General features: G+C 44.0%; 18 protein-coding genes. 10 read left to right on the top strand and 8 right to left on the bottom strand.

What is annotated here, in order from left to right:
* Window positions 1-90 precede the first annotated feature (90 nt).
* The 3 genes from IPH84_15690 to IPH84_15700 all read left to right on the top strand — a co-directional run bounded on the left by IPH84_15690 (window position 91) and on the right by IPH84_15700 (window position 2714).
* Entirely contained in the window at window positions 91-816 is a 726-nt protein-coding gene (locus IPH84_15690; GenBank protein ID MBK7174629.1) for a polyprenol monophosphomannose synthase, read from the top strand.
* 95 nt (window positions 817-911) lie between these two features.
* Window positions 912-2252: a dihydroorotase gene (locus IPH84_15695; protein ID MBK7174630.1), complete on the top strand. Its 1341-nt coding sequence runs from the start codon at window positions 912-914 to the stop codon at window positions 2250-2252.
* A gap of 12 nt (window positions 2253-2264) precedes the next feature.
* Window positions 2265-2714, top strand: a complete 450-nt coding sequence (locus IPH84_15700) for a hypothetical protein (GenBank protein ID MBK7174631.1) — start codon at window positions 2265-2267, stop codon at window positions 2712-2714.
* A gap of 528 nt (window positions 2715-3242) precedes the next feature.
* On the opposite strand, the gene IPH84_15705 is transcribed toward IPH84_15700, so the two are convergent.
* Entirely contained in the window at window positions 3243-4127 is an 885-nt protein-coding gene (locus IPH84_15705; protein ID MBK7174632.1) for a hypothetical protein, read from the bottom strand.
* Window positions 4128-4310: 183 nt separating this feature from the next.
* Between IPH84_15705 and IPH84_15710 the strand changes: the two genes are divergently transcribed.
* The 4 genes from IPH84_15710 to IPH84_15725 all read left to right on the top strand — a co-directional run bounded on the left by IPH84_15710 (window position 4311) and on the right by IPH84_15725 (window position 11049).
* Window positions 4311-5501 (top strand): class I SAM-dependent rRNA methyltransferase, encoded by a 1191-nt coding sequence (locus IPH84_15710; protein ID MBK7174633.1) that lies wholly within the window; start codon window positions 4311-4313, stop codon window positions 5499-5501.
* A 139-nt stretch (window positions 5502-5640) separates the two neighbouring features.
* On the top strand, window positions 5641-6216 hold the full coding sequence (locus IPH84_15715; protein ID MBK7174634.1) for an RNA polymerase sigma factor: 576 nt from the start codon (window positions 5641-5643) through the stop codon (window positions 6214-6216).
* Window positions 6213-7631, top strand: a complete 1419-nt coding sequence (locus tag IPH84_15720) for a hypothetical protein (GenBank protein ID MBK7174635.1) — start codon at window positions 6213-6215, stop codon at window positions 7629-7631. Before IPH84_15715 ends, IPH84_15720 begins: the two co-directional genes overlap by 4 nt.
* Before the next feature lie 103 nt (window positions 7632-7734).
* Entirely contained in the window at window positions 7735-11049 is a 3315-nt protein-coding gene (locus IPH84_15725) for a PKD domain-containing protein (protein ID MBK7174636.1), read from the top strand.
* 273 nt (window positions 11050-11322) lie between these two features.
* Here IPH84_15725 and IPH84_15730 read toward each other — a convergent pair whose 3' ends face one another.
* Window positions 11323-11715 carry an RNA-binding S4 domain-containing protein gene (locus IPH84_15730; GenBank protein ID MBK7174637.1) on the bottom strand — a complete coding sequence of 131 codons (393 nt, stop codon included), beginning with the start codon at window positions 11713-11715 and terminating at the stop codon, window positions 11323-11325.
* Between the two features lie 29 nt (window positions 11716-11744).
* A complete protein-coding gene (gene der, locus IPH84_15735) occupies window positions 11745-13049 on the bottom strand; it encodes a ribosome biogenesis GTPase Der (protein MBK7174638.1) in 1305 nt (434 codons plus the stop codon).
* 475 nt (window positions 13050-13524) lie between these two features.
* Here der and IPH84_15740 point away from each other — a divergent pair, with 475 nt between their 5' ends.
* Window positions 13525-14619, top strand: a complete 1095-nt coding sequence (locus tag IPH84_15740) for a hypothetical protein (protein ID MBK7174639.1) — start codon at window positions 13525-13527, stop codon at window positions 14617-14619.
* 311 nt (window positions 14620-14930) lie between these two features.
* Here the strand turns inward: IPH84_15740 and IPH84_15745 are convergent, their stop codons facing one another.
* From IPH84_15745 to IPH84_15760, 4 genes are read right to left on the bottom strand one after another with little or no spacing between them, the layout of a single operon-like run.
* Entirely contained in the window at window positions 14931-15542 is a 612-nt protein-coding gene (locus IPH84_15745; GenBank protein ID MBK7174640.1) for a hypothetical protein, read from the bottom strand.
* A gap of 2 nt (window positions 15543-15544) precedes the next feature.
* Complete coding sequence (locus IPH84_15750) at window positions 15545-16015, bottom strand: sigma-70 family RNA polymerase sigma factor (GenBank protein ID MBK7174641.1); 471 nt, start codon at window positions 16013-16015, stop codon at window positions 15545-15547.
* Complete coding sequence (locus IPH84_15755) at window positions 15990-16889, bottom strand: TraB/GumN family protein (GenBank protein ID MBK7174642.1); 900 nt, start codon at window positions 16887-16889, stop codon at window positions 15990-15992. The genes IPH84_15750 and IPH84_15755 overlap by 26 nt, the downstream gene beginning before the upstream one ends.
* A gap of 5 nt (window positions 16890-16894) precedes the next feature.
* Window positions 16895-17167: a hypothetical protein gene (locus tag IPH84_15760; protein ID MBK7174643.1), complete on the bottom strand. Its 273-nt coding sequence runs from the start codon at window positions 17165-17167 to the stop codon at window positions 16895-16897.
* 599 nt (window positions 17168-17766) lie between these two features.
* Here IPH84_15760 and IPH84_15765 point away from each other — a divergent pair.
* Both IPH84_15765 and IPH84_15770 read left to right on the top strand, forming a co-directional pair.
* Window positions 17767-18246, top strand: coding sequence for an isoprenylcysteine carboxylmethyltransferase family protein (locus IPH84_15765; protein ID MBK7174644.1), 480 nt, complete (start codon window positions 17767-17769; stop codon window positions 18244-18246).
* 177 nt (window positions 18247-18423) lie between these two features.
* Window positions 18424-18927 (top strand): DUF3795 domain-containing protein, encoded by a 504-nt coding sequence (locus IPH84_15770; GenBank protein MBK7174645.1) that lies wholly within the window; start codon window positions 18424-18426, stop codon window positions 18925-18927.
* A 309-nt stretch (window positions 18928-19236) separates the two neighbouring features.
* Here the strand turns inward: IPH84_15770 and IPH84_15775 are convergent.
* Window positions 19237-19431: hypothetical protein (locus tag IPH84_15775; protein MBK7174646.1), on the bottom strand; the 195-nt coding region annotated here is incomplete at its 5' end.

The raw sequence follows: 19431 nt of genomic DNA on the forward strand, positions 1-19431 counted from the left end.
TAGGAAAGCCGTTAATGTGGAATAGGTTCCGCATTGAATGTTCAATCATGAATAAATATTTCCTATTTTCGCTCCTCAAAATCTGTCCCTGTGTCTGATAGCCTTGTTATCATCCCAACCTACAACGAAAAAGAGAACATCCGGAAAATGATCCAGAAGGTGTTTTCTCTATCCAGAGATTTTCACCTGCTGATTGTTGAAGATAATTCACCTGACGGTACCGGGGACATTATCCGTTCCATGCTTCCTGATTATGAAGGACGTTTATTCATGCTTGAAAGAAAAGGGAAACTTGGTTTAGGTACTGCCTATATTGCAGGTTTCAAATGGGCTTTGGAACGGAATTATGAGTACATTTTTGAAATGGATTGCGATTTTTCACATAACCCTGAAGACCTTATAAGGCTCTATAATGCTTGCGCTACGGAAGGTGCCGACCTGGCGATAGGCTCACGCTATATTAAAGGGGTTAATGTTGTCAACTGGCCACTTGGAAGGGTGCTGATGTCCTATGGGGCCTCCATCTATGTTGATTTCATTACCGGGTTGCCTGTGAAGGATACTACAGCAGGATTCAAATGCTATCGTCGGAAAGTACTCAATACCATTGATCTGGATAAAATTCGATTTATGGGTTATGCCTTCCAGATTGAAATGAAATATACCACCTGGAAACTGGGGTTTAAAATCATCGAAGTGCCCATCATTTTTACTGATCGCACAGAAGGTACCTCGAAAATGAGCTCTAAGATTTTTAAAGAAGCCTTTTTCGGAGTGATCAGCCTCAGGTTTAAAAGAATAAGCCCCAGGGTTTGATAGTCTTATAATCCTCAATATTTCTTTTCCCCTTCTTCATGCAGTTTGGCAATTGTTAAGGCAACGTTTTATCTTTGTCCTGATAATCGCTAAGTATGAAAACAACGGTAATTTCAAATGCCCGGATTCTAAACGAGAATAAGATATTCGAAGGGGCAATCCTTATTGAAAATGGTTTAATTGTCCAGGTTGGAATTGCAAAGGATGCCTTTCCCCCGGATGCCGAAGTAATTGATGCCGGCGGTAAATTACTGATACCCGGAGTTATTGATTGTCATGTTCATTTCCGGGAACCGGGACTCACACATAAAGCCGACCTTGAAACAGAATCAAGAGCTGCAGTGGCTGGTGGGACAACCACATTCTTCGAAATGCCAAACACCCAGCCTCAAACAACTACCCTGGAATTCCTGGAAGATAAATATAGATTAGCCGCCGGAAAATCGCTGGCTAATTATTCCTTCTTCCTTGGGGCATCCAATGATAACCTGGATGAAATCCTGAAAGCAGATCCTAAAAATGTATGTGGTGTGAAATTGTTCTTTGGCGCTTCCACTGGAAATATGCTGGTTGACAGGATGGAAAGCATTGAAAAGATATTTCAGTATTCACCTGTCCCGGTTGCTGCCCATTGCGAGGATGAAAAGATTATCCGGAACAACACTAAACAGATGCAGGAGATTTATGGAGATGACATCCCTGTAGAGAAACATTCCTGGATTCGAAATCAGGAAGCCTGCTACAGGTCTACAGAACTGGCGATAGGACTTGCAAAGAAATATGGTACCCGTCTGCATATTACACATTTGTCTACAGAAGCTGAACTGGATTTACTGGATAAACTTACTCCACTTCAAAGTAAAAGGATCACCTCAGAAGTATGTGTGCACTATTTATGGTTTTCGGATGAGGACTATGAAAGATTAGGAACCCTGATCAAAGTGAATCCTGCCATAAAATCAAAAAAGGACCAGGAAGGATTATTGCGCGGGCTGATCGGGGGGAAAGTGGATATTGTTGCTACTGACCATGCTCCGCATCTGTTGAGTGAGAAAAAGAACCCTTATTCAAAGGCCCCATCCGGCACTCCGTTAGTGCAGCATTCACTGATGATCATGCTTGAACTGGTGAAAAGAGGCAAAATAAGCCTTGAAATGATGGTGGAAAAAATGTGTCATGCTCCGGCTATATGCTATGGAATCGAAAAACGGGGATTTATCCGACCGGGCTATCATGCAGATTTGGTTCTCATTGATTTAGAAAGTACATTCACGGTAGATAAGTCCAATATATTTTCGAAATGCGGATGGTCCGCATTCGAAGGGGAAACCTTTCATTCAAAAATTACCCATACATTTGTCAATGGCAACCTTGTTTATAAAGAAGGAATTTTCAATGAAGAAATTAAGGGTCAAAGAGTTACATTTAACAGATAATACATTCTGAAGATGAAAAAGTATTCCCTTGGCATATTACTCCTGATCACTTTCATGGCTTGCGGCCCCAGGAAAGTGATTGAATCTACCTATAAAAACGGAAACCCTAAGGTGATAAAATACTATGAAAAGGTGGATGGTAAAGATCAGCTGGTGAAGGAAGTAGTGTTCTATGAAAATAAGAACAGGAAAATGGAAGGTTCCTATTCAGGGGAGAAACGTTCCGGCACCTGGACTGCCTGGTATGAAAATGGGAAAGTCTGGAGTGAAGGAAGTTATCTGGATGGGAAGAGAAATGGACCGGGTATGGTATATCATGAAAATGGGAAGAAATATATTGAAAGTGTTTATGCCAATGATGAAAAGACTGGCAAATGGCGATTCTATGATACGGCAGGAAATGTGATTAAGGAGGTTAATTTTGACCTGATGAAAGCCGATTCTATTGCCGGGAAAAAATAGCTAGAAGGGGTGCCAAGGTGCCAAAGTGCCAAAGTGCCAAAGTGAAAATGCAAAGTGAAAAATGCAAAGTGCAAATTTGTGAGTGCCGGGAATCGTGCAGGGGAGCCAATTCTCTGGACTACGGGCAGTAGTCGAGTGGCAATTAAGTGAACACAAATGACACAAATCCAACAGCAGTCGTCGCGACCGGTTTGTCGCGTTCATTGCCGAGCCAATAGATAAGAGTCGTTTGCCAGGTGCCCCGAAGGGGAGCCTTTGGCTCTGAGTGCTGAGTGCCGTGTGCTGAGTGCCCCGAAAGGGAGGTGAGTGCCAGAAGGTAAATAATAGAACAAAAATGACACAAATCCTTCACAAATAGGCACAAGTAAATCCGTTTAAATCCGCGTGATGATCCGTTTTGTCCGCGTTCCATTTGCCGAGCCCAACGAACTGGTGCTGAAAACAAGTGAATGGTTAATACCTGATCAAGGTTGGACATAAAAAAAGCCGGATTAACCGGCTTTTTGAATAATTCAATTCGTCTGGAGCTTATTCAGCAATGATAACAAGGTATTTGGATGCACTCCAGAAATCAGTATAGTTTTTAACTACTAAACTATCTACAGCTTTCTTTCCAACAAGACTAAATGATCCGGCTGGATGAGTGGTCAATAAAGTAGCTTTCTTCTTGAAAACTGGAAGTCCTTTGAATTTAGTGATATCAATCTTTGTGAAATAGGTTTTATCGAAATCGGATTTCACGGTTTTACTTTTACCCAAGCCAATGAAACCACCTTCTTTGGTGATGATGTTCTTAGCTTTTAGTTCTTTGGTAGTTCCAACTACATAATAGGCGGTATTTAATTCTGCTGTCTTCTCAGCAATGGTTTGCTGTTTGTTCATGTTTTCGGAACTCAGGTTATCAACAGTCTGATTCAGATTGCTAACCTGGCTGCTGAGACCTTCAACCTTTATATTCAGCTTTGCCAGTTGATCTTTCAGGGTTGAAATTTCAACATCCTTATCTTCAATCTGTTTATTAAGAGATTCAATCATTTTTTCAAGCTCAACGATACGAACATCTGATTTCTTGAGCTTTGACTTGAGTTGTGCAACCAGCGCGCGGTTTTTCTGGAGGAGTTGGTATATAGCATTGATGTCACTGGTTACCTGGTCTTTGGCATTGGCCTGGAGTTCTGTGCCACCTTGAGTATTCTGGCTGATAATGTTTTCTTTCAATTTAATAGAGTCGAGATTGGATTGAATCTCGTTAAAAGCACGTACATAGGACATCACAGTGGTATCCTTTGCAAATCCAATAGCCATGAGGCTGTCGTTCTTTGCTTTCAGTCTTTCGATTTCAGCTTTTTGCTTGTTACAGCTCATGGTTAGTACCATTACCGGAACAAGCAGCAGGAATAGGATCTTTTTCATAGCTTGATTTTAGGTTTTCAAAATAACGTACAAAGGTAAAATTAATTGTCACAGAATATTAGTCTGCTCCTAAACATATATACATACAATTTAACTTATTGTTTGCCTGTGTATTTAATAAGAATCTCATGGAAAATCCTGAAGCAGTATAACTACCTTTGCCAATTCATTAAATAATTCGGAATGACAACCTATACACGAGTAATATTGAATAAAGGGAAAGATGAACCGGTCAGAAGATTTCATCCATGGGTCTTCTCCGGAGCTATCCAGGAAATTAAAGGGGATTACCGCGAGGGTGATATCGTTGAAGTGTTTTCCTCCGATCAGAAATACCTGGCCACCGGGTACCTCTTATCAGGTTCAATTGCAATAAAGTTGTTTTCTTTTAAACAGGAAGAAATCAATGATGCATTCTGGAAGTCTAAATTGCTGTCAGCTTTTAAAGCCCGGGAAAAATCGGGATTAACTGCCAATACAAACACCACAGCATACCGTCTGGTTCATAATGAAGGTGATTCGATGCCGGGACTCATCATTGATATTTATGGGGACCTTGCTGTGCTGCAAGCCCATTCTGTGGGGATGTATCAACTTCGGGAGAGTTTTGCAAAAGCATTAACAAAAATTTATGGAGGAAATCTGAAGGCCATCTTTGATAAGAGTTCTGAATCTCTGAAAAAAATGACAGGTTTCAGGGTAGAAGATGGATTTCTTTTAGGTGAAGGAGAAGAATTTGAAGTTTTGGAAAATGGACATAAGTTCCTGATTCATCCGGCTTCCGGACAAAAAACCGGGTTCTTCCTCGACCAAAGGGATAACCGTGAGATGATCAGCCGATATGCTGCAAAAGCTAATGTCCTGAATATGTTTGGCTATACAGGTGGTTTTTCGGTATATGCCGCAGCAGGTGGGGCAAAATCTGTGCATACCGTTGATAGCTCCCGTCCTGCTATCGAACTGGCAGAAAAAAACATGGAAATCAATGGTTTCAAAAAGAAACAGCATCAGGCAATTGTGGCTGATGCCAAAGAATATCTGCAACAAATGGAAGAAGGGGCTTACAACCTGATCATCCTTGACCCTCCGGCTTATGCTAAAACTATGGATGCCAGGAAAAAAGCTTTATCCGGGTACCGCTCCATAAATGCTTTGGCTTTTAAGAAGATAGCCCCTGGAGGTATCCTTTTTACTTTCTCCTGCTCCCAGGTAGTGGACCGGCAGATGTTTTTCTCCGCGGTTACTGCTGCTGCTATTGATGCCGGACGTAAAGTGAGAGTTCTGCACCAGCTTTCTCAACCGCCCGATCATCCCATTAACATTTTTCATCAGGAGGGCGAGTATCTTAAAGGATTGGTGCTCAGTGTGGAGTAGCTGAAACCTTTCGACTTTAAATTATTGTATTTTTATCCATGAACTTGTCAAGATGAAAAGTGAGAAAATTTAGATATTTTCTTTTCAGTCTGGGCAACTTTTCCGGTTTTGCGTGTTTAATCCATAGCATACCTGTTTCATGTTGTCAGAATCCGCTTTGATACAAGGAGTTAAAAAGAGAGACCGTCGGGCTTTGGAAGAGCTTCATGACAGGTTCGCTCCTGTATTGTTGGGTCTGAGCATCAGGTATTGTGGCAATCGCCATGATGCAGAGGATGTGCTTCATGATTCCCTGATCAAAATACTATCCGGCATCGATAAATTCACCGAACGGCCGAATAACTCCTTCGAAGGTTGGTTGAAAAAGATTACGGTGAATACAGCTTTGAATTTTATTCGGGATAGGTCACGTCACCAAAAATGGATTGAACCGGATGCCACTGCTTCAGAGGCTGAGGATGAGGATGCGGAAGAATCACTGATCTCTGTAGCAGCAACCATCGGGAAAGAGAAGCTCATGCAGATGATCTGTGAATTACCTGCAGGTTACCGCATGGTTTTCAACATGTATGTATTTGAAGAATACTCACATAAAGAAATTGCAGAAGTGTTGAATTGTTCGGAAAGCACCTCAAAAACCCAGCTTTTCAAGGCAAGGACAATGCTTAAAAAGAAAGTAACTGAAATTTTGAACAAACAAATAATTACCCAATGAAAAGGGAAACCCATCCTATTGATGATCTCTTCAGGGAAGCCCTGAACGATCATCCCGTGGCTCCCTCCAACGCATCACGAAGCCATTTCCTGGAGGAAGCTTCTGTTGGAGGCATCATTAAAGGCACCCCCCGGTGGCCCTGGCTCAATATATTCCTGATCGCAGGATTCATTGGTGTAGCCGTTGTTCTATACTTCCTTTTCTTACAAAAGCAGGAAACAGCTCCAGGTGTTACTGCAAAGGAAGAAATAGCTGCAACCCAAACCCCTGTTGCAATCCAGCCTGAAACTATAATAAAAAAATCATCTACCGAAAATAAACAAGTCAATACTGCTCAAAATCAGGACCAGCAGTCTATCGCCAGTATAAATACCGATAAAACCAAGTCCCGGAATAATTCAATGGATGTAAATACAAGGAAACCGAAATGGGAGGAGGTAGATAGTCCGGCTCAACCAGTTCATTCCACGAATTCTCAAAAAAATACCGAAACCTTAGCAATTAACGGATTGCCAAATCCAAACACAGAGATAGTTTCTCTAAAAGAACCTCTGTCAGTAATTACCGAACCAGCATCTTCCAACGCTCCTGATAAAGCTGAAGTAAAGTCTTCTTCAGAAAATGACAGTCCTCAGGATCAACCTTCTCAAATGCCGGAAGATAAGAACGAAGGCAATAATCAGCCCTCTCCGCCTGGTTCATCCAGTCCGTCAGTACCCAAAGGACCAGCATTCGGTTTTACGCCTTATTTAAGGTATAATATTGAAATGAACCTCAACAGAAATGATGAGAACCTGGTACATACATTAGGGATTGAAGGCCGAATGAATTATGGTAAATTTTATGTTCAGTCGGGAGCTTCCTTCCTGATCAGAAACGGCCAAAAGAACAACAAAATCCTGTTAAATGAGTACCTGGGGAATTATAAGAAATTAGATTCCATCACATTCAATTGGGACCAGAAACAGTATCATCTCCTTCCAACTTATCATCTGTCGGAAACAGAGGTGTTCGATAGCACCGTTAAACAGGATGAATACTTTATTCAGAAACAATACAGAAAGGTTAGGATTCCTCTAATGCTGGGTTACCAGGTCATGGAAAAAGGCCGGTTTACCCTGGGAATTCAATCAGGCTTTGAATGGGATCTTTACCTGGGTTCCGATGAAAAGTCGGGCAGATATGAGGCCGGAATGAATAAAGTGGTAAGTGTCGATTACCTCCCCGATCCCCTTGCAAGGAATCTTGTGTATTGGAAGTCGGATATTTCTATTGGCTGCCGCATTACTAAACGGATGATCCTGCTGGCAGAACCTCACATAAAATATTTGCTGAATCCTATGGAATCCTCGTCAGGAGCGGACCTCGAGATATGGAGTCCCATGATTAAAGGCTCAGTAATCATTGAATTTTAATTTTTTCGGGCAACTATTTTTCAGCCCTGTGTTTTAATTGAAACGAACTACCCGGTATTTCATCTTACTCACAAAACCAGATTCATTTTTAAAAAACTGCTCTATGAAAAAGCTCTATCTATTATTCCTCATGTGTATGCTTGCCTTTATGGCTTCAGCTCAAACATTTGTGGTCATTTCAGGAACGGTAAACGATATCAATACGGGCATGCCCATCGTTAACCAGGCTGTACTTGTCCAGAGCGATTCCACCGGAGGATTTATCTATGTCAATACTGTATACACCAATCCTAACGGGTATTATCTTGATACAGTTCCTGTGATTTCTCCAGCGCTTCCAACGGTGATTACTGTTTCCACTATTGATTGCCAGGACTTTGCGGTAACCTTTTGCCTTACCGTAGCTCCCGGGGTCGGACAGGTTACACAAAACTTCCTGATTTGTCCGCCCATTAATAATTGTGTGGCTGATTTCACTTATTTCCAGGGCCCACCTCTTTCGGTTCAGTTCTACAACATGTCAACAGGGGGCAGTTCAAACCTTCAGTGGAATTTTGGAGATGGGAATATTTCTTATCTGCCCAATCCGGTTCATACCTATGCATCAGCAGGTTCGTATTATGTTACCCTTACCTCAGGTTATCCAAATACCAACTGTTATGATTATGAGACGAAAATCATTCAACTGGGAGATACTACTTCCTCAGGTTGCCAGGCTTACTTCTATGCCTACCAGGATCCGATAAACTCTTCAATCGTTCAGTTTGAAAATCAATCTGTTGGAAATATTGAAACCTTTACCTGGTTATTTGGCGATGGGACCAGCACCACGGTGACCTCCCCTGGTAATCCTAATGTGACGCATCAGTACAATGCCCCGGGTGTTTACAATGCCTGCCTGACTGTTCAGGGTATTGATTCACTTTGTTACAGCAATTTCTGCAGATTGGTTGTGATTGATTCAATTCCTAATGTTTGCCAGTCAAGTTATACATATAGTCCATTGCCAGGAGCCACCTCGAATACCATTCAGTTCTACAATACCTCCATTTCTTCCACCCAGCTTAATTATTACTGGAATTTCGGGGATCCGACTTCAGGTACCAATAATAGTAGTATCATAGCCGATCCGATACATACCTTTCCTTCCCTTCCTTACCCGGCTTACTACCAGGTATGTCTTACCATCATGAGTGACGACACCAGTTGCTTTGATACCTTCTGTCAGGAAGTGGTTATCAATCCGGCCAATTCCTGTTCTGCGGCCTTCACTTACGCTCCTTCACCCAATGGATCGAGTTATATCACTTTCACTGACCTTTCTATAGGTAACATCGACAGCTGGACCTGGCAGTTTGGGGATGGTACAGCGCAAACCATTTATGCTCCCAATAATCCAAACATTACACATACCTACCAGGCTCAGGGAGTTTACACTGCTTGTCTTTTTATTCAGACCACCGACAGTTGCTCATCTACCTATTGCCTGGATGTGATTGTTGGTGATACACTACCCGGTTGTCAGTCCTATTTTAGCTATGACCTTATTTCCGGAAATAATGTTGCTCAGTTCTTTGACCATTCAACAGGCAATCCTACCCAATGGTCATGGGATTTCGGTGATGGATTTACCTCAACCGAGCAGAATCCTATCCATGAATTTGAGGTCAGCGGACCCTACAGCACTTTCAATGTATGCTTAACAATTTGGAACACTAGTACCAACTGTTACGATACCTTCTGTAAACTCGTCATCCTTACCAATAACCAGGGTTGTGAAGCTGATTTTACAGTCAACCCGGCACCTGGTAGCTTGTCAACTTTCCTTTTCGACGACCAGTCAGTGGGTGATATCGAATCCTGGACATGGGATTTTGGTGATGGTACTGTTGAAACCATTACTGCACCCAATAGCCCTGATGTATCCCATACTTTCTCAAATCCGGGTTACTATATGGTTTGCCTGGTTATTCAGGGTGCTGATAGCTGCTCATCTACAAAATGTTCTATCGTTGCGGTAATGGATACTATCTGGAGCTGCCAGTCGCAATTCACCTATTATCCTATGGATTCGCTGAATACAGGTGCTAATACCTTCCAATTTGTTGATCTCTCCACCGGTAATCCTGAACAATGGTACTGGGACTTTGGTGATGGATCAGTTTCCTACGATCAGAACCCTGTTCATACCTATCCATCTATCGGAACTTATTATGTCTGCCTGACTATTGGAGGCCCGAATTGCCAGAGTGTTTGGTGTGCAGAAGTCCAGGTGGCACCAGCCGGCAATTGCGCCAGTTACTTCACCTATTATAACCTTGGCCTTACTGTGAACTTCCAGGGCATGATGCTTGATCCTACCATCAGTGCTGTTACTTTCGAGTGGGATTTCGGTGATAATCAATCCGCTACAGGACCTTCTGCCGTGCATACCTATACCAATCCGGGGATATACTATGCAACCCTTGTGACTACGAGCTACTGGAATGGCATGGTTTGTACCTATAGTTCTTCACAAATGATTACCGTTGGTGATAGTACTGTATGGAATCAGATCTACGGACAGGTATTTGCAGGGAATTTCCCCATGCAGCAGGGTATGGTTATGCTGATGTCAGTGGATACCACGAATACCTTCGTGCCTTTTGTTGACATTGCCATGATCGATTCATCAGGTGTGTATTATTTCCCAATGGTCCCACAAGGTAATTACGTGATCTATGCCATTCCGTTTGAATATGGCTATTTACCAACTTACTACGGAAATGTATTATACTGGCAGGATGCTACGGTTATTAATCTTGGGACTGCCGCCAATCCATATAATATCAACCTGATTGAGGGTGATTCCTATGTACCTGGCAATGGTAATATTGAAGGAGAAATTACACAGGGTGATTTCAGCAGTTCATTAATTGATAAGGTAACTATGCTGCTCAAAGATTCCCAGGGGAATGTTATCCTGTATTCCCAGGTAGATGAAGCCGGACTTTTCGAATTCCCGCAACTGGCCTACGGAACTTATTATCTCTATGCTGAAATGGCAGGTTGTTACAGTCAGAGTATAATGGTTGTTATCGATGAAGCAACACCAACTGTAACTATCAACCTGAAACTCAGTGGTAACAACATTCTTGGCCGCAACGATCAACAACTGGTGCTGGATGCTGGCGTGGTATATCCAAACCCTGTGAAAGAAACCGCCCGGATCTCCATCAGATTGAGTAAAGCCTCGGATCTGAATATTGAAATTCTTAATATGAGCGGACAGGTGGTTGACTACCTTAATGAAAGTATTGGAACCGGGGAAAACCTTGTGTCAATTCCTGTGAAAAATCTGGCCCCCGGCATCTATTCACTCAGGATCTATACCTCGGATGGATTACTCCTGAACAGGAAACTCGTGAAAACAAACTAATTTCTGCTTGTTTGGGTCAAAACGAAACCGCCGGCATTGTGCCGGCGGTTTTTATTTTGGTATTGCCATGGTATTCCATGGTTAAATCGGTTTTTATTTTCCCATAGACATGGCATTCCATGGCGATAGCGGACAATATAATCATAGAGCCAAGGCATGCCTTGGCTCCGGAAATTATCGGATAATATATTCGTAGAGCCTAGGCATGCCTAGGCTCTACGGTGGTTTTTAAATGGTTAGATTAGAGACAAGGCGTGCCTTGTCTCTACGGCGTTACCACGCCTCCTTGTCGTGTTTTAATTTATCGATTAGCCTCCGGCTTTTCTTGGTGGGACGGCCGGCTCCACGATCGCGGTATTCCGCATTGGTTGCTTCGATGAGCTTCACACGGTCATATTCTGACTGGGGGGTTAGGTCCTCCATATAATCCGGCACCAATTTGGCTCCCAAACGACTTTTAGGGAATTGCTTAACCTTTACGGTTTTGAATAGCGGGTTGAGGCTAACGGAGATCACATCTCCAATTTTAAGATCCTTAGCAGGTTTCACATTTACCCCATCCATCTTAATCTTTCCTGCTTTGCAGGCATCGGTGGCCTGGCTGCGGGTCTTGAACAGGCGGACTTCCCACAGCCATTTATCCACTCTTAAGGATTCATTCTCCATACTGAAATAACACGTTTTTCTTTGAATACCTACTTCTTCCTGAAATAGACTTCCATTGGGGCGCCATTGAATTCATAAAGTTCCCTGATCCTGTTTTCTGCAAAACGCATATAGGGCTCCTTTACATATTGTGGTAAATTACAGAATATTACGAAACTGGGATAAGGCGTCTTCAACTGGGTGACATATTTTATCTTCACCTCTTTACCTTTATACATAGGAGGAGGTGAATTGGAGAAAATAGGCAGCAGCGCATCATTCAGCTTGTGTGTGGGAATATGCCGGGTCCTGTTTGCAAACACTGCTGTTGCAATCTCAAGGGCTTTATGTATGCGTTGTTTATTGATCACAGAAGTAAACAGGATTGGAACATCGGTAAACGGGGCAATACTCTTTCTGATATTTGCCTCATAATCCCTGGCAGTATTGGTTTCACGCTCCACGAGATCCCATTTATTCACCAGGATAACGATGCCTTTATGGTTCTTCTGGATGAGATTAAAGATGTTCTGATCCTGTCCTTCAAAACCTAATGTAGCATCTATCACCAGGAAACACACATCTGAACTCTCAATAGCCCTTATTGAACGCATTACTGAATAGAACTCAAGATTTTCAGTCACTTTTGTCTTCTTTCGCAATCCTGCGGTATCCACCAGGAAAAAATCGAAGCCAAATGATTTATAGCGGGTAAAAATGGAATCACGGGTAGTACCGGCCACAGGGGTAACAATATTCCTCTCATTTCCCAGTAATGCATTGATGAAGGAGGATTTTCCTACATTTGGCCTGCCCACAACCGTAAAGCGTGGCAGATCTTCTGTCACTTCTTCAACAGTATTCGTATAATCCTTTACTATCGCATCCAGCAAGTCTCCGCTACCAGTTCCGTTAGAGGCTGATAAAGGATAAATTTCGTCAAAACCAAGGCTGTAGAATTCACCCATGATATGCTCCAGGTTGGGGGTGTCCACTTTATTCACCGCGAGGAAGGATTTCTTGCCTGAACGACGGATCATGTGCGCAACATCTTCATCCAGGGGAGTGAGCCCTTCACGGCCATCCACAAGGAAAAGGATACTGTCGGCTTCTTCAATTGCTAATTCAACTTGTTTATGGATGGCTTGTTCAAAAATATCATCACTTCCAATCATCACACCGCCAGTATCGATCACCGAAAACTCGATGCCATTCCAGTCGCTATGTCCATAGTGCCTGTCGCGGGTCACACCACTGGTAGGATCCACAATGGCTTCCTTTGAGCCGGTAAGGCGGTTGAATAATGTACTTTTCCCTACATTCGGTCGGCCGACAATGGCCAGAATATTGCTCATAAACCTGGTTCTATCTTATTTAGCTAAATTGCTGGAAAGGTTCTCGTTAGAAGCTGCAAAGGTAGCATTTTTCCTTTGGATTCCACGAATCTGTCGGCTAATGGGTGAATCGTTGTATCGTTAAGTGTTCAGGAGGCAGAAATAAAACGCTTGGGTAGAAAAAGAACATTAATCCGTCGAGTGATGGACAAATCGCTGAATATCAGACAATAGAAACAAATATGAATCATTGTATTCATGACGTTAATTTTTAATAACTATTGAGCCTCATTGATATCTCAACCAGCCCTTTGGAGCAAAGAATCGAAAAGTGAACAATCCCTCAGTGTTCTTAAGTGTCCTGACTGTCTATATGGTTTTTAAAAATCTGCCCAAGCGCCAATTCTCCTAATTCAACCATCTACAACCGTCATTCACCGGAGAAAATTATCTTTCCCACCCTTTTGGGTCTAACTTTGTCCAAACTCTTAAAACTATGAAAGTCTTCTTCCTGGTCATTATGATCCTTCACGGACTTATCCACCTCATGGGATTCACCAAAGCATTCCAGTTTGCTGAACTCAAAGCCCTTACACAGCCTATTTCTACCACATCTGGCATATTCTGGCTCCTGACAGCCCTGCTTTTTATCCTTGCATCCATCCTTTGGATATCCGGACAAAAATCATGGTGGATTTTCTCTGCCATAGCCATCATACTCTCGCAGGTGTTGATCATCATGTACTGGAAAGATGCCAAAGCCGGTACCATTGCAAACATACTTCTCATTCTTCCTGTGCTTATGGCCGGAATGAATACCCTTCCCTCAGCCTATCAGAACCGGTTCAGGGAAGAAACAGCAAAAAGGATTACCGGGATAACGGCTCCGTCCATCATCACCCTCTCTGACATTGATTCACTTCCCCCACTTATTCAGAAGTATCTCATTTATACCGGGTCCATCGGCAAGCCTGCTGTGGTGAATTTTGAAGCGCGGATGACCGGAAGCATGAAAAGGGACTTAAAGAGTGACTGGACAAACATAGAAGCCCATCAGACTGAATTCTTCAATGAACCGGCCAGGTTGTTTTACATTCAATCAAGCCTGTTTGGTATTCCCTTCGACGGCTTCCACTATATGCACGGAACCACAGCTACGATGCAGATCAAAGTAGCCTCGCTTTTCCAGGTGGTGGATGCAAAAGGGGAGAAGATGGACCATAGCGAGACTGTCACACTTTTCAACGATATGTGCCTGTTGGCTCCTGCCACACTCATCGATCGCAGAATTGCCTGGGAAACCCTTGATGACACGCATGTAAAGGGGACTTTCACCAACCGGCATATCACCATTTCAGCCATCCTGACTTTTAACGATAAAGGGGAACTGGTAAATTTTAAATCTAACGATCGCTACCTCTCTGCTGATGGCAAAACCTACCAGTCATTTCCCTGGTCCACCCCCTGTGGTGATTACAAGGATTATAACGGACGACGCCTTGCCAGCCGCGGAGAAGCTATCTGGCACATGCCTGAAGGGGAGTTTTGCTATGCGAAGTTTAAGCTGGAAGAATTGATGTCTAATGTTTGATGTCGGATGTCGGATGTCGGATGTCGGATGTTTGATTTCGGATGTTTGATGTCGGATGTCTGATGCATGTCGATTTTTAATGTCGGGGGAGCTTCTTTGGGTGTTTGCGGATTTTATTTTTGGACTTGGTTCTTGGCTCTTAGTTCTTTCTTCTTGAGACTTGGCACTTGTATCTTGGAACTTGGAATTTGGGGCTTGGATTTTGGAATTTGGGACTTGGAATTTGGAACTTGGATCTTGGTCCGCAGGCTGGCGGATGGAACTTGGTCCGCCGGCTGGCGGATGGATCTTGGTCCGCCGGCCAGGAGGGCTTATTCGCCGACAGATATTTCGTCCAGCAGTTTTTTCAGCCTGTCGAGATGTTTTCCGTAGGCTTGCCGGAACATCCATCGTGCTGAAAAGAAACTGAGCGGTACCGAGATGATGATAACGATCAGCAGTGTCCAGAGTACGAGTGGATTTGTAAGCAGCTGTTCCACCGTTTTCCCTGATCCGACGGTGCCTCCAAGGAAAAATCCCCCGGTAGCGGCGAATGGATAAACAAAGAGTCCAACCCATTCCTGCAGCTTCCACCAGCGCATAAAAGTTCTGTGATTCCTCTCAATTTCCTCCCTGATGGTAAGCGAGGGTGATATACTTGAAGGTGTTTTCCGGTAAAGAATCCAGCTGTAGGCTATCAGCCAGGTGTTGAAGGCAATCAGAAGGACTACCACCGATTGTACCTGCCAGATAGGGAAGTAGAAAAGAATGAGAATATATCCCAGGGTGATCAGGATGCCCCAGCCTATGCCAATGAGCAGGTTGGTCCTTAGTTTTCGCAGCGGATGAAGTGATGCCGGCGGATGATACACTGGCTTATCCAGGATGTTCTCCAGCAGGCCATCCTTTTCATCGATCGATTTCCATGTATTTTCGAGATCCATAACTATGCCTTGAAGAATTTTATCAACTGTTGTTTTGAGCGATGAAGCCTGACGCCTACCAGGTTTGGCGACATCCCCATGATTTCACTGATTTCCTGGTTTCCGTAACCGTCGAGGTGCAATGATACCAATGCCTTGTCGATTTCAGGAAGGGAGCGGATGCCCTTGTAAAGCATCTCTTTTTCATCACCGGGAGTGGTTGTAAGATGCGATTCGTATTGTTGCAGGTCGTGTGAATACTGCAGGCGGTTTTCTTTCCTTTTCAGGGTTAACAGGGTGTGCAGACAAAGCTTATAAAGCCAGGTGCTGAATTTCGAGTCACCCCTGAAATCGGGATACGACTTCCAGGCCTGCAGGACGATTTCCTGGTAGAAATCCTTTTTATCCTCAGCCGTATCCGCATAAAGATGCACCAATTTGTAGATGATGCCCTGGTACTCTTTCAGTTTAGCCAGAAATTCCTTTTCGCTCACTATCCTTTGGTGTTAATGGGGTTACTTCATAGCCCAGGTTTCTCAAAAGGCTTACCAGTCCGTTTGCTCCGCTAAGATGAAGGGCTCCCACAGCAATAAACAGCGATTTATCCTTCATCAGGCCCGGAAGCTGGTCTGCCCAGGCAAAGTTACGGTCATCCAGCAGGATTTTAAGCTCTTCCGGTTTATAGGTGCTTGTGTACATCATTTCTTCAAGCCCTTTAAAATCAGCCTGCCGGTAAGCCTTATTCATGGTGAAGAGGTATTCCTGTGCCGGCTTCGGGTCATAGAAGGTTTCAGTCATGATTTCTACCTGGCGTTCAAGGCTTACTGAGCCAAACAGTGCCTTCACCTGGTCGTGGATGGTCTCCAGTCCGAGCACCTCTTTCCCTTCAGCCTTTCCTCTTTCCTGGAAATAGGCATCCAGGGCGATTTCACCTTCAGGATTCGGAAGATACTTTTGTTGAGTGATCAGCATAGCGATTGCTGTAACGGCAGTGGGATTCAGGACATTGAGCTGCTCCAGCGGCATCCCCGCCTCCTTTTGGAACCAGGCATCCACTTTCTGAAAGACCGAATCCGGAAGTAATTCTTTCAATGTGGTGCCCTGAAGCATTGAAGCTGCCATCATGGGAGCCTGCATATTGCTGTCGATCAGGAGTTCGCCAACAATGGCATCAGCTTCCTGGAACGATTTCATCACTATGGGCAATGAATCCGCGAAGGAATTACTCAGCAGGTGAAAAGTGCCGAAGAGATAGGAAGGTTTCTTCAGGCCGTTGCCACTCACTTTCCAGAAAAGGGAAGAGGAAGTTTGGGCGAAAGTAGCGCCAACAAAGAGGAGGAATATGAAGGTGATGATTTGCTTTTTCATGATGATTATTTGTTAAAGTATTGAATGATGAGATAAGTGAATCCTGCAAAAACAAAGGTAAGATGTCCCAGTAACCAGGCCTTGTGCGTCCAGTGACGGTCGGGCCAGCTGATGGTGGGATTAAAAGGATCGAAGATAAGGGCAATTCCCATATTGGTGACAGCATTCCCCAGCTGATTGCTGAGAAGGTAGTAGATCGACAGTACAACGAACATTCCATAGAACAGTCTATAGATCATGGGGTTGTATAGCTTTGATGCGGGGTTTTTAGTTTCCATAATTTGTTTTCTTTAATAGTAGCAGGAGCCAGGAAAATATTACAGGCGTACTGAAAAAAATTGTATATAGCAGATAATCAGGTGGTAATAACAGATTTAAGAATCCAGAATTCAGGAGTCAGAATCCAGAATAATAAAAGTTTCGACTAAATCTTATGGCTACTCTAATACCTGATTTCTTGCGGCTTTTGGCAGACGGATGAATTATGGGATTTTGAATTTTACTGATATGAAATAGCGTCCTTGCGCTTCCCTAGCGTCTTCGCGGTTAATAAATCTACATCACAGGTAAATTTCGCCTGAGGCTAGATAATGGAACACGAATTACACGAATTTCAGCACGAATTAACACGAATTAACTCCAAATCAAACATCTAACTTTATAAGATTATTGATCCGCCTTAATCCGCGTAGGAATCCGCGTCATCCGCGTTCCATCTACTCCAGTCAATGCACCAGTCTCAAATCAATCCGCAATCCGAAATCAAAAATTCGCAATCAACTTCCCTCTTAAGCCATCCAACATCCAACATCCTCCATTCACCCCATTTCTTTTCCCCATTTTAACATCCACCGATACATTTGCCGAAAAAAAAGCAATGAAAAGTCCGCACGAATCTATGACCCCCGGAGGCGTTGGCCCCATGCTCATCCTGATAACCCTTCCCTATGTCGCCCTGGTTCTGATCATGATGAACCTGATGCCCGATTTTCTGAAGCTCAGCTTTCTTGAAGTTACCTGGGTGAAATACCTCGCATATGTACTAATCGGTGCCGGTGTGATCTTCTGGATCAGTTCCGTGATCACCTTTGGCAGGAACTTCTCAAAAGGAACCCTTATCACCACCGGGACTTACGGCCTCTGCCGCAATCCCATCTATGCCTCCTTTATTGTCTTCATCCTCCCCGGACTCGCATTGCTGTTTGCCTCCGGACTCCTCTTCTCCATCACCATAGTTTTTTACCTGAACTTCAAGCTCTGTATCCATGGGGAGCGGATGATTTTACGCCGCACTTTTGGCGATGCTTATCTTCAGTATGAAAAAGAAGTTAGGGAGGTGTTGCCAATCCCTAAATAATTAAATAATTCGACAATTCGACAATTCGACAATTCGACAATTTGACAATTAGACAATTTGAAAATTTGAAAATGGAGTCCGAATGTGACTATTGGCAAAAATAAATCCGTGAAAATCCGTCTCGAATTCGCGTCATCCGCGTTCCATTATTTGCCATAATGATAATTGACCTTTAATATGGAAACACTCCCCAACAAATCCCTTGCAGGCGTATGTGGTGTATTTTGTAATGCCTGTGCAATATACCAGTACACACAACAAAATAATGAAGCAGCCCTGAACCTTATCGCGCAGCGCATGAATGTCCCGCAGGATGCCATACGCTGCACCGGTTGCCGTACCACCACCAAAACAGCCTACTGCAGCAACTGCCATATGATCCGTTGCGCCTCCGGAAAAGGCCTTGATTTCTGTGGCGAATGCCCCGACTTCCCCTGTAAAGAACTGGAGGATTTCAAATCGAAGATGCCCCACCGTGTCGAAATCTATGAATCCCTGGAAAGAATAAAGCAAGCCGGCTGGGAAACCTGGTATACCGAGATGATGGAACATTTCACCTGTCCCGGCTGCCATAAGATCAATGGCTGGTACGATATACAATGCAAATCCTGCGGCCATGACCCCGGCAGCCCTTTCGCCGACAAGCATAGGGAGGTTTTATCCACCCGGAAACCTTTATAATTCTTTATCCTCTCGCCCTCTCGCCCTCTCACCCTCTCGCCCTCTCACCCTCTCACCCTCTCGCCCTCTCGCCCTCTCGCCCTCTCGCCCTCTCGCCCTCTCGCTCACCCTCTCCCCCTCTCTCCCTCTCTCTCTCTCTCCCTCTCTCCCTCTCCCCCTCTCTCCCTCTCTCCCTCTCTCTCCCTCTCTCCCTCTCTCTCTCTCTCCCTCTCTCTCCCTCTCTCCCTCTCCCTCTCTCCCTCTCGCCCTCTCGCCCTCTCACCCTCTCACCCTCTCGCCCTCTCACCCTGTCCTTGCAGTGAAAACTTATCAGGATGGATCCGTTTCATGCGGAGGTGCCTTATGATGGATCTTCTGCTTGAGGAACATAAAGGCATAATACAGTGACGGGAAAGCAAATACCAGCAAGATCGCCAGCAAAGCAAATATCCCCCCGTCGTTAGCATTGCCCGTTGCCGCAGAAGCCCCCAGGCAGCTCAGAAGGAATAAAAGAAAAAATGCCTT

This window comes from Bacteroidales bacterium (assembly GCA_016707785.1).
In the GTDB taxonomy this organism is placed as follows: domain Bacteria; phylum Bacteroidota; class Bacteroidia; order Bacteroidales; family UBA4417; genus UBA4417.

Excerpts from the sequence above, each read along its gene's own strand:
- IPH84_15765 (MBK7174644.1), top strand. The coding sequence starts at position 17,767 with ATGAAAAGTCCGCACGAATCTATGACCCCCGGAGGCGTTGGCCCCATG.
- IPH84_15745 (MBK7174640.1), bottom strand. The coding sequence starts at position 15,542 with ATGGATCTCGAAAATACATGGAAATCGATCGATGAAAAGGATGGCCTG.
- IPH84_15730 (MBK7174637.1), bottom strand. The coding sequence starts at position 11,715 with ATGGAGAATGAATCCTTAAGAGTGGATAAATGGCTGTGGGAAGTCCGC.
- IPH84_15740 (MBK7174639.1), top strand. The coding sequence starts at position 13,525 with ATGAAAGTCTTCTTCCTGGTCATTATGATCCTTCACGGACTTATCCAC.
- IPH84_15695 (MBK7174630.1), top strand. The coding sequence starts at position 912 with ATGAAAACAACGGTAATTTCAAATGCCCGGATTCTAAACGAGAATAAG.
- IPH84_15720 (MBK7174635.1), top strand. The coding sequence starts at position 6,213 with ATGAAAAGGGAAACCCATCCTATTGATGATCTCTTCAGGGAAGCCCTG.
- IPH84_15700 (MBK7174631.1), top strand. The coding sequence starts at position 2,265 with ATGAAAAAGTATTCCCTTGGCATATTACTCCTGATCACTTTCATGGCT.
- IPH84_15770 (MBK7174645.1), top strand. The coding sequence starts at position 18,424 with ATGGAAACACTCCCCAACAAATCCCTTGCAGGCGTATGTGGTGTATTT.
- der (MBK7174638.1), bottom strand. The coding sequence starts at position 13,049 with ATGAGCAATATTCTGGCCATTGTCGGCCGACCGAATGTAGGGAAAAGT.
- IPH84_15705 (MBK7174632.1), bottom strand. The coding sequence starts at position 4,127 with ATGAAAAAGATCCTATTCCTGCTGCTTGTTCCGGTAATGGTACTAACC.
- IPH84_15725 (MBK7174636.1), top strand. The coding sequence starts at position 7,735 with ATGAAAAAGCTCTATCTATTATTCCTCATGTGTATGCTTGCCTTTATG.
- IPH84_15715 (MBK7174634.1), top strand. The coding sequence starts at position 5,641 with ATGTTGTCAGAATCCGCTTTGATACAAGGAGTTAAAAAGAGAGACCGT.
- IPH84_15710 (MBK7174633.1), top strand. The coding sequence starts at position 4,311 with ATGACAACCTATACACGAGTAATATTGAATAAAGGGAAAGATGAACCG.
- IPH84_15760 (MBK7174643.1), bottom strand. The coding sequence starts at position 17,167 with ATGGAAACTAAAAACCCCGCATCAAAGCTATACAACCCCATGATCTAT.
- IPH84_15755 (MBK7174642.1), bottom strand. The coding sequence starts at position 16,889 with ATGAAAAAGCAAATCATCACCTTCATATTCCTCCTCTTTGTTGGCGCT.